The sequence below is a fragment of the Amycolatopsis keratiniphila subsp. keratiniphila genome (genome assembly GCF_001620365.2).
GTDB classification, from domain to species: Bacteria; Actinomycetota; Actinomycetes; order Mycobacteriales; family Pseudonocardiaceae; genus Amycolatopsis; species Amycolatopsis keratiniphila.
On sequence record NZ_LQMT02000036.1, the window covers coordinates 61,144 to 75,745 of the forward strand.

Annotated in this window: 12 protein-coding genes; 5 read left to right on the forward strand and 7 right to left on the reverse strand. The window is 71.5% G+C overall.

All coding sequences use genetic code 11. The features are described from left to right. Positions 1-51: 51 nt before the first annotated feature. Positions 52-855 carry an LLM class flavin-dependent oxidoreductase gene (locus AVR91_RS33280; protein ID WP_063276691.1) on the reverse strand — a complete coding sequence of 268 codons (804 nt, stop codon included), beginning with the start codon at positions 853-855 and terminating at the stop codon, positions 52-54. 367 nt (positions 856-1,222) lie between these two features. On the opposite strand from AVR91_RS33280, the gene AVR91_RS33285 reads away from it, so the two are divergent. After that, a complete protein-coding gene (locus AVR91_RS33285; RefSeq protein WP_063276670.1) occupies positions 1,223-1,663 on the forward strand; it encodes an SRPBCC family protein in 441 nt (146 codons plus the stop codon). Here the strand turns inward: AVR91_RS33285 and AVR91_RS33290 are convergent. The 5 genes from AVR91_RS33290 to AVR91_RS33310 are packed head-to-tail and all read right to left on the reverse strand — an operon-like array spanning position 1,629 to position 5,551. Next, a complete protein-coding gene (locus AVR91_RS33290; protein ID WP_063276671.1) occupies positions 1,629-2,060 on the reverse strand; it encodes a MarR family winged helix-turn-helix transcriptional regulator in 432 nt (143 codons plus the stop codon). The genes AVR91_RS33285 and AVR91_RS33290 overlap by 35 nt on opposite strands. After that, complete coding sequence (locus AVR91_RS33295) at positions 2,057-2,431, reverse strand: hypothetical protein (RefSeq protein ID WP_063276672.1); 375 nt, start codon at positions 2,429-2,431, stop codon at positions 2,057-2,059. The genes AVR91_RS33290 and AVR91_RS33295 overlap by 4 nt, the downstream gene beginning before the upstream one ends. A gap of 29 nt (positions 2,432-2,460) precedes the next feature. Further along, on the reverse strand, positions 2,461-3,687 hold the full coding sequence (locus AVR91_RS33300; RefSeq protein ID WP_063276673.1) for a glycosyltransferase: 1,227 nt from the start codon (positions 3,685-3,687) through the stop codon (positions 2,461-2,463). Beyond that, positions 3,684-4,517, reverse strand: a complete 834-nt coding sequence (locus AVR91_RS33305; RefSeq protein ID WP_063276674.1) for an SDR family NAD(P)-dependent oxidoreductase — start codon at positions 4,515-4,517, stop codon at positions 3,684-3,686. Before AVR91_RS33305 ends, AVR91_RS33300 begins: the two co-directional genes overlap by 4 nt. After that, positions 4,514-5,551: an alpha/beta hydrolase gene (locus AVR91_RS33310; protein ID WP_063276675.1), complete on the reverse strand. Its 1,038-nt coding sequence runs from the start codon at positions 5,549-5,551 to the stop codon at positions 4,514-4,516. Before AVR91_RS33310 ends, AVR91_RS33305 begins: the two co-directional genes overlap by 4 nt. Before the next feature lie 447 nt (positions 5,552-5,998). Here AVR91_RS33310 and AVR91_RS33315 point away from each other — a divergent pair, with 447 nt between their 5' ends. The 4 genes from AVR91_RS33315 to AVR91_RS33330 are packed head-to-tail and all read left to right on the forward strand — an operon-like array spanning position 5,999 to position 14,120. Continuing rightward, positions 5,999-6,658, forward strand: a complete 660-nt coding sequence (locus AVR91_RS33315) for a hypothetical protein (RefSeq protein WP_063276676.1) — start codon at positions 5,999-6,001, stop codon at positions 6,656-6,658. Positions 6,659-6,703: 45 nt separating this feature from the next. Then, entirely contained in the window at positions 6,704-8,440 is a 1,737-nt protein-coding gene (locus AVR91_RS33320; protein WP_063276677.1) for a fatty acyl-AMP ligase, read from the forward strand. Then, positions 8,437-12,633 carry a type I polyketide synthase gene (locus AVR91_RS33325; RefSeq protein ID WP_063276678.1) on the forward strand — a complete coding sequence of 1,399 codons (4,197 nt, stop codon included), beginning with the start codon at positions 8,437-8,439 and terminating at the stop codon, positions 12,631-12,633. Before AVR91_RS33320 ends, AVR91_RS33325 begins: the two co-directional genes overlap by 4 nt. Then, positions 12,630-14,120: an MFS transporter gene (locus tag AVR91_RS33330; protein WP_063276679.1), complete on the forward strand. Its 1,491-nt coding sequence runs from the start codon at positions 12,630-12,632 to the stop codon at positions 14,118-14,120. Before AVR91_RS33325 ends, AVR91_RS33330 begins: the two co-directional genes overlap by 4 nt. On the opposite strand, the gene AVR91_RS33335 is transcribed toward AVR91_RS33330, so the two are convergent. After that, on the reverse strand, positions 14,095-14,514 hold the full coding sequence (locus AVR91_RS33335) for a VOC family protein (protein WP_063276680.1): 420 nt from the start codon (positions 14,512-14,514) through the stop codon (positions 14,095-14,097). The genes AVR91_RS33330 and AVR91_RS33335 overlap by 26 nt on opposite strands. Positions 14,515-14,602 lie beyond the last annotated feature (88 nt).

The window sequence follows — 14,602 nt, forward strand, 5'->3', positions numbered from 1 at the left end:
TCCCCTCGTCGGTCCAGTATCGCATTTAGTAAAGAGATATTAAAGCGAGGGTCAAGCCGGACCCTCCCTCAAGACGCCGCGAACCGCGTCGACGGACAGGTCGTCCCAGGGGAATTCGGCCATCCACCAGGTCGCCCCGGCGCGCTCGTAGGGCGCGAGATCCGTGCCCGCGGGCACCCCGATGGCGAAGTCGTACGGCGTCTCGTCGCCTTCGCGCAGTGCGGTGATCGTCTCGACCGCTTCGGCGAACTCGTCCGCGTGCGGCAGGTTGACCGGGAAGAACCCGTCGTATCGCGCGGCCCGGCGCATCGGCTTCGTCTTCCCCGGGAAACCGGCCAGCCACACCGGGATCGGGCGGGCGGGCCGAGGCAGGAAGGCGATGTCGTCGACCGTGTAGTGCGCGCCGTGATGCCGCACCGGCTCACCCGACCAGGCGACAGTGAGGATCTCAAGCGATTCGTCGAGCATTTCGGCGCGCTTGCGATCGTCCGATTCGTCACCGGTCCTCGAAAACTCCTCGCCGAAGCGGTCACTGCCGAGCCCCGCGCCGAGGATCAGCCGTCCGCCGCTCAACCGGTCCAAAGTGGCCGTCTCGCGGGCGAGCTTGACCGGACGGCGACGGGCCAGCGGCGTGACCATCGGGCCGAAGGCGAGTTTCTCGGTGGCGGCCGCGACGGCGGCGAGGGTGATCCACGGATCGGCGATGGCGCGCACCGGCGCACGCCAGCGGATGTGATCCCAGACGAACAAGCCGTGCCAGCCCGCTTCTTCGGCTTCGGCGGCGAGGCGCGCGATGATCACCGGATCGGCGAGATCGTCGAAGATCGGCAGCCAGAGTGCTGAGCGCAGAGTCATGCCTGCGACCGTACGGACCAGCACCGACGCACAGGGCGGTTTCCGGCGTCCGCGGGTCGGATTCTGGAGCCTGATACGCGGCCGCTCGACGATGTGGGAATTGGGACATTCAACGTCCCGATTCCCACAACGTCGGCACCTGACACGGTCGGATGACTCAAGCGTGGAGGATTCGGGACATTGAAGGTCCCAAATCCTCCACGCTCGACCGCTGACAGTCGCAGCACCCGGTGCGCGAAACCGCCTCGACCGCCGACACACTGGCGGGAGACCTCACGAACCGGGGTCGGGCGGTTGACAGCCCCACTAGAGTTCAACCAGGACATTGATTAACCTATCGGTTGAATACCTGCGGAAGAGAACCACGATGACCGACCTGACGATCACCCGCCTCCTCGACGCGCCGCGCGAGCTCGTCTTCCGCGTGTGGACCGACCCGGACCATCTCGCGCAGTGGTGGGGCCCGGCCGGCTTCACCGGCAAGTCCTGCACCGTCAACCTCACCGTGGGCGGAAAGTGGCGCACCTGCATCAGCGACGGCGAGACCGAGCTGTGGATGTCGGGCGTCTACCACGAGATCGTCGCGCCGGAGCGGCTCGTGTTCAGCTTCGCCTGGGAGGAGCCCGAAGGCTTCCGCGGGCACGACACCCTCGTCACGGTCGCCCTTTCCGACCTCGACGGCAAGACGGAAATGTCGTTCCACCAGGCGATCTTCGAGACCGTGGCGGAGCGCGACAGTCACAACGAGGGCTGGCAGTCCTGCTTCGGCCGCCTCACGGAGCATTTAGCTGATGCGAGCGGTCGATGAGATCGCTCATGGCCCGCCGAAACTCGCTTCGCCGCTTCTCGCTCCAACCGTCGGTGAGCTGATCGAAAACCTGTTCCTGCCAACGGTGGGCCTGGTCGAGCATCGACCGGCCCGCCGTGGTCAACGAAACCTCGCGGCGGCGCCCATCGTTCCGTGAGGCCTCCATGGACAGGTAGCCCGCCTCGATCGCGGCCTTGACCAGCCGCGACGCGCCGCTCTGGTCGAGGCCGATCTCGACGGCGATCGCGTTCACCGTCGTCTCGGCCCCGCGCCCGGCGAGGGAATGGGCCGCCTCGCAGACGAGGACGAGACGGCCCTGGTCGGCGACGGCCGCGGTCCGGCGCGACCAGTGCCGCACGAAGGCGAACAGGGCCTGGCCCGGACCTTGGGCGCTCATTCGGTCGCCGCCATCTCGCGGCAGAGGTAGGCCAGTTCGAGCGCGGACTTCAGATCGGGCAGCCGGAGCGCCGCGGTGACCTTGCCGCCGCCCACCCGGAACACGGTCGCCACCCGGGTCGGCCCCGCGCTTTCGGGCCAGGTCGCGTCCTCCTCGACCACCATCAGGCGATCGCTGACCGGATGCCACGATCGCGGCTTCAGCCTGATCCCCGAGCGATCCACCCAGTCCGCGAACTGCGCGGACGTGATCGGCCCGGCGCCTTTCGGCCCGAGGACGACGACGGGATCGCCGACGGCGTCCGCCGACCGCTTCAGGTCGCCTTCGTTGACGCTCTCGTGCCATTCGTTGATCGCCGTCTCCAGGTCCATGACCCCAACTATATGCGAAACGCATACATTTAGCCCACCGGTCGCAGCACCTGCCGGGCCCGCTCCACCCCGTCCTCCTCACGCAGCCGCGCCGCGACGTACTGCGCGCCGCGGCGGAACAGGAGGTTGCCGGACAGCTCCAGCAGCCGCGCGGTCAGCGAGTCGGCGGTCAGCTCTCGCAGCGGGAGCGGTCGCGGCCCGGCGCCGAGCCGGAAGACCCGGTCGCCCCAGTAGGGCTGGTCGGAGAAGACCGGGCAGACCAGTGAGGGGACACCCGCGCGCAACGCGGCCGCGGTCGTGCCCGCGCCACCGTGGTGCACCACCGCCGCGGTGCGCGGGAACAGCCACGCGTGCGGAACGTCCCCGACGGTCAGCAGATCGTCTTCGTCGGCTCGGGCATCGGTACCGAGCAGGCCGCGCAACCCCACCCGGCGCAACGCCGTGCGGACGGCCGCGAACGTCCGTTCCGCCTCCGACGGCCGCATACTTCCGAAACCGACGTACACCGGAGGCGGCCCGGACGCGAGGAAATCCCGCAGGCGCGGGTCCGGCCGCCAGGCGGCGGGCGCCTCGAGGAACCAGTACCCGGTGACGTGGACCCGCGCGGGCCAGTCCTTCGGCCGGGGCACCACGGCGTCGGAAAACCCGCACAGCACCGGGGTTTCCGTCCGCCGGGGTCCGCGCAAGCCTGCCGCGGGCAGGCCGAGTGTCCGCTCGCGCCACCGGTCGACCTCCGGCCGCAGCACCTGCCAGGCGACGGCGTCGACGGCGCGGAAGCTCAGCCGCCTGCCGCACGGCCCGGTCCTGGCCGCCCACGGCACCAGCGGATGCGCGAAGGCCCCCGTCGGCACGCTGGGCTGATAGTGCAGTTCGACGTCGGGAACGCCGAGCGACGCGCCCAGGTGCGCACCGAGAAAACCCAGCGTCGGGGCGAGCACGAGGTCCGCCCCCGCCGCGCCCTGGTGGACGTCGGCAAGCAGGCGCTCCATCACCGGGGCCAGCGCGCCGCGCAACCCGCGCAGGAAGGTCGCGGACGTGCGCCCCTCGGTCCATTCGCGTCCGCCGTCCGAACCGAGGATCTCCGCGGGATCTGCCGAAAGCGGCGCGAAATCCAGACCATGCGACGTCACCAGGGTCCGGAACCGTTCGGCCGCCAGCACCCGCACCCGGTCACCGTCGAGACCACGCCCCAAGGCGATGCACGGCTGGACGTCGCCCCGCGAGCCGGGGGCGACGATCACGACGAGCCGGCTCATCGCTTCGCCGCCGTGAGCCGGTAACGGAGGCGGAACGGCAGGTTCGCCAGCACGGCGGCGATATGCGCGTCCCTGCCCACCAGGTACCGCGGCGCGGCACGGCGTGCGGTCAGCGCGTGGACCACGACCCGCGCCGCCCGCTCGGGTGGCACACCGTTCCGCGCGGACCGCTCGGCACTGCGTTCGGCCTCGTCCAGCTGCGCCGCATACCTTTCCCGCGCGGCTTCCGGCAGCGCGGCGCGCACCTCTTCGGCGGCGGTGCGAGCGCGCGACCAGATCGAGGTGGCGACGGCGCCGGGTTCGACGAGGACGACGCCGATCCCGGACGGGGCCAGCTCGGCGCGCAGGCTGTCGGTCAAACCGACCAAGGCGAACTTCGACGTGTGATACGGCCCGACCATCGGCCCCGCGATCCGCCCGCCCATCGACCCGACCGTGACCACCCTGGCACCGGACGCGGCACGCAGCGCGGGCAGCATCGCCTGCGTGACGGCCAGCTGGCCGGTGACGTTGACCTCCAGCTGTTGCCGGAAATCGTCCAGCGGGACATGTTCCAACGGTCCCGGCCTGGCCATCCCGGCGTTGTTCACCAGCCCCCGCAACGGGCCCGCCGCCGCGACCTTTTCCCCACAGGCGGCGATCGACGCCGGATCCCGCAGATCCATCCGCAGCACGGTGACCGCTTCACCGAAGGTCCGCGCGAGGTCGGTCTCGTCAGCGTCGGTGCGCACGCTGGCCCAGACGTGGGCGTCCCGCCGGACGAGTTCGGCCACGCACGCCCGGCCGATCCCGCTCGACGCCCCGGTGACCACAAAGGACGGACGGGTCACGACGCCTCCCCCGCCTTCACCGGCTCGGCGAGGGCACGCAGCATCCGCGGCCACGTCTTGTGCAACTGGTCCTGCCAGTACGCCCAATGATGCGTACCCGCCCCGTAGAAGTCCGTCATGACCGGCACACCGAGCCGGTTCAGCCGGTCGGCCATCGCGGTCGTCTGGCCGGAACAGAGGAATTCGAGCAGCATCGCACCGGGCAGCACGTCGATCGGGAGCTTGCCGTCGAACGGCCCCGGAAGACCGTTGCCGGTGGACAGGTACAGCTCGGTGCCGCGCAGGCGATCGGCGTTCACCAGCGGATCGTGCGCGTCCCAGCGCGACGCCTCGCGACGGCGGTCGCCCCAGAGCGCTTCGGGGTCTTGCCGGGCGGAGGCGACGATCGCCCTGGTCAGCAGTTCGCCGTACGGACCCGTGGGGTTGAGGTTGCCGCTGAACGATCCGGCGAACCGGAAGACCCCCGGCCGCCGGGCGGCGAGCTCGACCGCGCCGTAGCCGCCGAGCGAAAGCCCCGCCGCCACCCGGCGGCCGTCCCCGCGATAGCCGCGATCGATCAGCTGCGGGATCTCGACGGCGGTGAACGTCTCCCATTGATTGAGCACGACGTTCTTGCCGTAATTCCACCAGTCGGAAAAGAACCCCGCGGAGCCCGAACCCGGCATCACCACCAGCGCGCCGGAGTCGTCGGCGAGCTTCCGGATGTCGGTGTTGGCGGTCCAGCCGCGATAATCCTGCAGCCGCGTCTCCCCGGCGAGCAGGTACACCGCCGGCCATTTCCGGTCCGGTTCGGCTGCCCACCCGGACGGCAGGATCAGCCGGACCATCGCGTAACTCCCGACGCCGACCGAGCGCACGGTGAGGTCCAGCATCCGCGGGTCACCGTCCACAGTGGTCTGGGCCACGACGTGCGAGCCGTCGTCCGCCCTGGCGTCCGGGACACCGCTCTCGGCTCGCGCCGGGGCCGCGACGACTCCCGGGAGCAGGCAGGTGACGGCCGCGACCGCCCACAGCCGCCTCGAAATATTGTGCATACGTAATCCTTTGTCCCGGTCGTTCGACAGAATTCGAAAATGTGACGGCGGTTACCCGAGAAAGAAAATCAGAGGTGGCGACACGTTAAGCGGAACGAGCCCCTCCAGGCAATTGTCCTGCCCACAATCCGGGAGGACAATATGAATGCCAGGGAAACAAGAAAACCATCGCCCTCCCCCAGTCGGGTGACCCATCGCTCACGGACGGTGAGCGACTGTGGCACGGGAGTACCAGACCGGCTCGCATACCTGCGGAAAGTCCGAAATCCCCAGGTCACACCCTGTACACGAAGGACATTTACGTTCTCTTGACGCCTTCCGGTATTCGATTTCCCGTCGTAGCCTTCGTCGTGCCGCCCGGGTTCGGCGTTCCCCGACGCGACCCCGGCGCCCGCGTCCCACCGAAGGGACCACCCCTCCCCAAGGACCCTTCCGAAAGGGCTATTCATGGCTGCCCGAATTCGCGCTCTCGTCGTGTCCGCCGCCGCGGTCGCGACCATTTCCGGCACCCCCGGAGAATCGATTCAGGCCGCGCCCGCACCGCCTCCCCCCGTCGTTCCGGAGGCCGCCCTGCTGCCACCGGAAACCGTCCCGCGAGCGTCCGCGCGCGACGGTTTCGACGTGGCCTCGGCACTGTCCACCCCGGACCGTCGAGAGAGCAGGGTCGACGTCGGCGGTTGCGAAGACGTCGTCCACGGCAGGCTGGTCCGCGACGGCGCCGCCGGCCAGGGCTTCCAGTCCGCCGTCCCCGGCGGCCAGGTCTCCGAACTGGTCGCCCGAATGACGAACCCGCCCGATCTGGCGGCCTGGGCCGCGCAGGCCGGGCGGTGCTCGAAGGTGACGGTCGACGACGCGGCGGGTACCGCGGTGTCGACCGTCACCGTCCATCCGGCTCCCGCCGTGCCGGGCGCGAAAACCCTTTCCTACGAACAACTCCTGACGCTTCCCGGGCAGCCCCCCGAGCTGCCGGGCCTGCGTCTGCGCACCGTCGCCATCGCCGCCGACGACGTGCTGGTCGTGCTTCGTGACGCCGGGACCACCGGCCTCGATCTCGACGCGCTCGCCGTCGACGCCTGGCGGCACGCCGCCGGTCCGCTCGGCCGCTGAATCCCTCGCACCACCCCGCCGAACGCCGAACCCCGAGGAGACGTCATGTCCTTGGCCCCCGAAAACCTGCCCGCCACGGCCGGCCCCACCCTTCCCGACTGCCTCCGGCATTGGGCGGACACCGACGGCGACCGGCCGGCGGTCACCTTCACCGACTTCGCGACCGATCGCGCCGGGCGACGGCGGACGCTGACGTGGAAACAACTCAAGGACCGCGTCGACGCCGTCGCGGGCGCGCTGCCCGTCCGGGCCGGTGACCGGGTGGCGATCCTGTGCCCGCAGAGCGCCGAGTACGTCGTCGCCTTCCTCGGCGCGATCACCGCGGGCGCGATCGCCGTGCCGCTGTTCGATCCCGGGCTGCCTGGGCACGCCGGACGGCTCGCCGCGGTACTGACCGACTGCTCCCCCACCGCGGTGATCACCACCGCCGCGGCCGAGGACGCGGTCCGCGAGTTCCTGGCCGGCCTGCCCGGCGGCGAGCACGTCACGGTCGTCGCGGCCGACAAGGCCGGACCTGTCCGCGCCTGGCCCGCCCCGGCTCCGGCGCCGGACGACGTGGCGTATCTGCAATACACCTCCGGCTCGACGCGCAGCCCGGCCGGAGTGGTGCTGACCCACGAGAACGTGCTCGCCAACGTCCGCCAAGCGGTCCACGGGCTCGGGATCGCACCGACGGGGACCACGGTGTCGTGGCTGCCGTTGTTCCACGACATGGGTCTCGTGCTCGGCTTGATCACGCCGCTGGCGATGGGCATGCGATCGGTGCTGATGGATCCGCTGGCCTTCATCGAACGCCCGGTGCGCTGGCTGGAACTGCTCGGCGACCACAACGGGAGCTGGAGCGCCGCCCCGAACTTCGCCTTCCACTACACCGCGAGCCGGGTGCGCGAGGAAGACCGCGGCAAGCTCCGTCTCGACCGCGTCGCCGCGATCGTCAACGGCGCCGAGCCGATCAACCCCGGCGTGCTCGACCGGTTCCACGAAACCTTCGCCGAAGCCGGGTACACCCCGGACAAGACCCGGCCCGCGTACGGGCTGGCCGAGGCGACCGTGTTCGTCACCACCGGCCCCGGCGTTCCGCCTCGGGTCACCACGTTCGACCGCGCCGCGCTGGGCGCCGGAACGGCACGGCCGTCGGACGACGGGCTCAAGCTGGTCGCCTGCGGTGTCCCGGTGGGCCAGCGAGTCGCGCTGGTCGATCCCGAAACCGGCGTCGCCTTGAAGGACGGTTCGGTCGGCGAGATCTGGGTCCACGGTCCCAACGTCGGCACCGGCTACTGGCAGAAGCCCTTGGAGAGCACCGAAACCTTCGGCGCGAGGCTGACCGGCGACCACGAGGGGCTGCCGGCCGGCCCTTGGTTGCGCACCGGCGACCTCGGCGTCCGGTACGACGGCGAGGTCTACATCGCGGGCCGGATCAAGGACCTGCTCATCGTCGACGGCCGCAACCACTACCCGCAGGACGTCGAAGCGACGGCGGCCTCGGCCGACCGCGACATCCGCCCCGGCAGTGTCGCCGCGTTCGCCGTCGAAGGCACCGACACCGAAGCCGCGGTCGTCGTCGCCGAGCACCGCGGCCACAGCGCGCTGACCACCGAGGACGAGCGGGCGCTCGCCGCGGCGGTCCGGCGGCTCGTTTCCGACGCGCACGGCCTCGCGCTGCGCGACGTCGTGCTCGTCCCGGCGGGCCTGGTCCCGCGGACCTCCAGCGGCAAGATCGCGCGGAGCGCCTGCCGCGACCGTTACCTCGCCGGCGATTACGGAAAGGCCTTGGTGCGATGAGAAACCCGTCGTTCGACACCCCCACGCTGCGCCGCTGGCTGCTGGACACCGTCGCCGGGCACACCGGCGTCGACGCGGCCAGGCTCGAAGCCGACCGCCCGCTCAGCGACTACGGCCTGTCCTCCCGCCAGGCCGTCGGTATCGCCGCGGACCTCGAAGATCTGCTCGGCACCCCGCTCCCGGCCACCCTGCTGTGGGAGAGCCCGACCATCGACCACCTGGCCCGCTCGCTCACCGGCGGCACCGAGCCCGAACCCGAACCGGCGGGCACCGACCGTCGCCGGACCGATCCGATCGCCGTCGTCGGCCTCGGCTGCCGCTGGCCGGGTGCGGACGGCCTCGACGAGTTCTGGGAACTGCTCCGCAGCGGGCGGGACGCCGTCCGGACCGCGCCGCCGGGCCGGTGGAGCGCCGACGCGGCACCGATCGTCGGCGGGTTCCTCGACGACGTGGCCGGTTTCGACGCGGACCACTTCGGCATCACTCCGCGTGAAGCGTCCACAATGGACCCACAACAGCGGATGCTGCTGGAGGTCGCCTGGGCCGCGCTCGAACACGCCGGGATCGCCCCGGCCTCCCTTCGCGGCAGCCGGACCGGCGTGTTCACCGGGATCTCGACTCACGACTACGGCCACCTCACGATGGCGGGCGGCGGCGTGGATCTGTGGACCGCCACCGGCGCGGCCGGGAGTATCGCGGCCAACCGGCTCTCCTACGTCTACGACCTGCGCGGGCCGAGTATGGCGGTGGACACCGCCTGCTCCTCGTCGCTGGTCGCGGTGCACCACGCGGTCCGCGCGCTGCGTGACGGCGAGGCGGATCTGGCCTTGGCGGGCGGGGTGAACCTCATGCTGCTACCCGGCCCGACGGCCGCGTTCGCCGCGGCGGGGCTGCTCGCCGGGAACGGCCGATGCAAGACGTTCGCCGCGGACGCCGACGGCATCGCGCGTGCCGAGGGCTGCGGTGTCGTCGTGCTCAAGCGGCTGGCGGACGCCGAATACGACGGGGACCGGGTGCTGGCGGTGATCCGCTCCACCGCGGTCAACTCCGACGGGCGCTCGCAGGGCATGGCCGCACCGAACCCCGTCGCGCAGCAGGACATGCTGCGCACGGCGTACCACGGCGCCCGGCTCGATCCGTCCACTGTGGACTACGTCGAGGCGCACGGCACCGGCACGTTGCTGGGCGACCCGATCGAGGCCCGCTCGCTCGGCGCGGTGCTCGGCAAGGACCGTCCCGCCGACGCACCACTGCTGATCGGCTCGGTGAAGACGAACATCGCGCACGCGGAGGCGGCCGCGGGGATCGCCGGGCTGATCAAGGTCGTCCTCGCGATGACCCGGGACGAACTGCCGCCTCAGCTGCACTTCACCGCCCCCAACCCGCATATCCCGTTCGACGACCTGCGCCTGAAGGTGGTGACCGAGCCGACGCCGTGGCCGCGCCGGTCCGGCCGCGCCACGGCAGGAGTGTCCGCGTTCGGTTTCGGCGGGACCAACGCGCACGTCGTCCTCGAACAGGCGCCGCCGCCGGAGCCGGTCCCGGACCGCGGTGACGTCCGCATCGGCCTGCTGTCGGCCCGCACTCGCGACCGCCTCACCGAACGCGCGACGCAGCTGGCGAACTGGCTGGAGGCCACACCTTCGCTGTCCCTGGCCGACGTCACCCACACCCTCTCCCGGCGCGACAACGGCGGTCCGCACCGCGCGGCCGTCGTCGCCGGGGACACGGCCGAGCTGGCCGGGCTGCTGCGCGCCGTCGGCTCCGGCGCCGATCCGCTGCCCGCGGGCGCGGTCACCGGCACCGCGCGGAGTACCGACGGGCCGGTGTTCGTGTTCTCCGGCCACGGCTCGCAGTGGCCGGGCATGGGGCAGGGACTGCTGGCCGCCGAACCCGCGTTCGCCGCACAGGTCGACAAGCTCCACGACCTGTTCACCGAACACACCGGCCGCTCGCTGCGCGCCCTGCTCACCAGCGGGGATCCCTTGTCCCTGCCCGAAACCCAGACGGCCATTTTCGGGATCCAGATCGCGCTCGCCGCCCAGTGGGAGGCACTCGGCGTCCGGCCCGCGGCCGTCGTCGGGCACTCCCTCGGCTCCGCGGCGGCCGCCGTGGTGAGCGGCGTGCTCACGCCCGACGAGGCCGTCCACCTGGTCGCGACCCGGGCCCGGCTCCTGGGCACCATCGGGCCCGGCGGCGCGATGGCGGCGGTCGAACTCGCGCCGGAAGAGCTGGACCTGTACCCGGACATCGAACTCGCCGTCGAATCCGCACCCGGTCAGCTGACCGTGGCCGGGGACGCGCTCGTGCTCGACCTCCTGGTCGCGGAACTCGAAGCCGCAGGACTGCGGGCACGTCGGCTGCCGGTCGAGGTCGCCGGGCACTCCGCCCGTGTCGACCCGGTGCTGCCCGCGCTGCGGGAGGCGCTCGTCGAACTGGGCGGCCGTCGTCCGACGGTTCCTTGGTACGACACGGTTCTGGCCGATCCGCGGGAGCTGCCGGACTTCGACGCCGGGTACTGGGCCACGCATCTGCGGCGTCCGGTGCGGTTCCGGCAGGCCGTGGCGGCCGCCGCCGCGGACGGGCACCGCGTGTTCCTCGAAGTGTCGCCGCATCCGATCCTGCGGGGTTCGGTGGCGAGGACGCTCGAAGCAGAGGGGATCGACGACGCGCTCGTCACCGGCACCTTGCGCCGGGGCCAGGACGAGGTCCGCGCGCTGGGCGCCGCCGCGGCCGAGCTGTACTGCGCGGGAACCCGGATCACCACCGCCGATCCGGACGACGGGGCCCGGCTGGTCGACGTCCCGCCGATGCCGTGGCGGCACGAACGGCACTGGTACACCTCCGCCGAGGAAACACCGTCGTTCGCGGCAAGCACTCCCGAGCCCGAGCCCGTGCGGAGCGGCGGAGGCGACCGGCTCACCGAGATCGTCGCCGCCGTCATGGGGCTGCGTCCCGACCGCCTCGACGCCCACGTCCCGCTGGTGGAACTCGGACTGGATTCCCTGATGGCGAACCGGATCCGCGAGGCCGTCCGCCGGGAGTTCGGCACCGAACCCGACTCGGCCGCCGTGCTCCGGGGCGCCACGCTCGCCGATCTCAGCCGCGATCTCGCGCCCCGCGAGAACGAGGAACCGCTGCCGTCCCGCGGTCGCGCCTGGGACGCGGCGGACCGGCTGGTGCTGCGCCTGTGGCAGGAGCACACCGGCACCGAAGCGGCGGGCACGCACGTCCGGCTGACCGAGACAGCCGCACCGGACCGGCTGGCCGAGCTGCTCGCCAAGGGGCTCGGCACCGAACTCGCCACGCCTGTCGACGCCGCCGAACTCCGTCGGCACGACACGCTCGCGGCCATCGCCGACGTCGCCCGAACGGTTCTCGACACGCGGGAGGAGCGAGGGCCGGTGCACGTCCTCGCGCCCGGTGAGGCCGGAGTCGCGCCGCTGCTGCTGTTCCACCCCGGCGGCAGCACCTGCACGGTGTACCGGCCGCTGCTGGAGCGGCTGCCCACCGGTGTGCCGTGCGTCGGGTTCGAACGCGTTCCCGGTGTCAGCATCGAGGAACGGGTCGAGCAGTTGCTGCCGTTGGTGCGGGAACAACGTCGCGACCGGCCGTACCGGCTGGCGGGCTGGTCGTTCGGCGGGGCGTTGGCGTACGGCGTCGCCGCGCGGCTCGCCGAAGAAGGCGAGGAGGTCGAGTTCGTCGCGCTGATCGACACGATGCTCCCGCTTCCGGAGCCGGACCTCGATCCGCGGGCGTCATCGGCCCGGCGGTTCCTGCGCTTCACCGGATACGTCGAAGGGACCTACGGCCGCGAAGTGCGGCTCGGCCACGAAGAGCTCGCACCGCTACCCGAAGAGGAGCAGATCGAGCTGACCATGCGACGGGTGGCCGAAGCGGGCTTGCTCAGCCCAGGCGTGCTCCGGCACCAGCGTCAGTCCTTTTTGGACACACTGGCGGCCGAACGCGGTACGCCCCGCCGCTACGACGGACGGGTCGTGCTCTACCGGGCGACCGAGCAGTACGCGGCCGGGCTGGCGATGGAACCCCGGTACTCGCGCACGGATCTCGCGGCGGGCTGGGCGGAACTGTGCCCGGGGCTGGAGATCGTGCCGGTCGAGGCGCATCACCTGTCGGTGGTCGACCCGCCCCACGTCGATGTCGTGGCGAGGCATCTGACGGAACTCCTGTGACCACGGCCCGGGCCGAGCGAGCGGTCGACCGCGCCTGGCCGCTTTTGGCGGTACTCGGCGCCGGGCTCTTCCTCGTGGCGGTCGACGCGACCGTGCTGCACGTCGCGTTGCCCGACCTCGTCCGGCAGCTGCGGCCGGGCGCGGCGGCTCAGGTGTGGATCGTGGCGATCTACCCGCTGACCGCCGCGCCGCTGCTGCTGCCGTTCGGCACCCTCGGCGACCGGTACGGGCGGCGGCGCGTACTGGTCGCCGGGTACGTCGTGTTCGGGATCGCGTCGCTCGGCTGCGCGTTCGCGCCGAACGTGCCGGTGCTGCTGGCCTGCCGCGCGCTGCTCGGCTGCGGCGGCGCGATGATCATGCCGGTGACGATGTCGCTGCTCCGCGAACTGTTCCCGGATCAGCGGCGTCGTCGCACGGCGATCGCGGTGTGCAGCGGGATCGCGGGCACCGGCTCGGTGTTCGGGCCGATCCTCGGCGGCGTGCTCGTCGAGGTGTGGGGCTGGCGGGCCACGTTCCTGCTGAACCCGCCGGTGATCCTGGCCGCGGTGGTGCTTGCGGTGCGCTGGCTCCCCCGGAATCCGCCCGGGCGGCGGCCGTGGGACGCGGTCAGTGCGGCGCTCGCGGCTGGCGGTGTCCTCGGGATCGCTTTCGCCGTCGGGCATCCGGGCGCCTGGAGCACGGCCGTCACCTCCGGCCTGACCGGATGTGTCCTCATCGGACTGTTCCTGCGCCGCCAGCGCCGGACCGACCCGCCGCTGCTGGACCTCGCCCTGTTCCGGCGGCCGGGAGTGCGGCCCGCGGTCGGCGGAGTGCTGCTGGTGATGAGCACACTCGTCGGGCTCGGCCTGCTGTTCGCCCAATATCTGCAGGTGGTGCTCGGGCTTTCGCCTACAGCGGCGGCGGGCCGGCTGCTCCTCGTGTTGGGCGCGTCGGCCGTCGGCAGTGTGGTCACGCCTTCGCTGCTGGGCCGTTTCGGCAACGCCCGGGTCCGTACGGCCGGGTTCGCGGTGGCGGCGGTCTCCTTGCTGGTCCCGGCGGCGGGTTCGGCGGCGCTGACGTCACCAGTGCTGCTGGGTGCGGGGCTGACCGGGCTGGGCCTGGGGATGGCGCTCGCGCTGACTTCCAGCACCGACACCCTGCTTTCGGCGACGTCGGCGGACCAGGCGGGTGGTGCCGCGGCGGTGGAGAAGACCGGCTACGAATTGGGTGCCGGCTTCGGGACGACGGTGTTCGGTTCCCTGGCCGCCGCCGTGTACGCGGGACACCTGGCAGTCCCGGCGGGCGTGCCGGAACCGGCGCGAGCGCTCGCGTTGTCAGGCCCGGCTCAAGCGGAGGCGGCCGCCTCAGGCCTCACGTCGCATTTAGCCGACGAATTGCTCGACGCCGCGAAAGCCGCCTGCACCACAGGGCTTCAGGTGTCGGCGGCGGTCGCTTGTGGGGCGTTCGTGGTGGCCGTGCTCGTCAGCTCGGGCGTGCCTCGTCGGTGAACTGCCCGGCGTACTCTCCGGTCGGCGGGATCTCCTGGATCACGTCGATCAGAACGCCGTTGGGGTCGGCGACGATGAAGTGCCGTTGCCCGAACTCCTCGCTGCGCAGGGAAAGCGCCTCGGGCAGCCCGGCGTCTCCGACCAGCCGCCGGTGCTCGGCATCGACGTCTTCGACCTCGAAGTTCAGCAACAGTCCCTGCACGGGTTTGCCCGCCCCGCCGGGAATGGTGTCGTGCCCCGGGGCGAGGATCGCGAGCTCCCACTCGCCGCGTTTGAGGCTGACGTACCAGTCGGCCTCGAAGGTGAGCTCGAAGCCGAAGTGATCGCGGTAGAAGTCCCGTGTCTCGGCGATCTTCTCGGTCATGAGAACGGGATAGAAGCTGGTCAGACGCATGATGCCACCTTGTCTCGCTAACAATACCGACCGTCGGTTTGTTTTTTCGAAGTTAGCCAACCGACGGTCGGTATGTCAAGATCCGGGT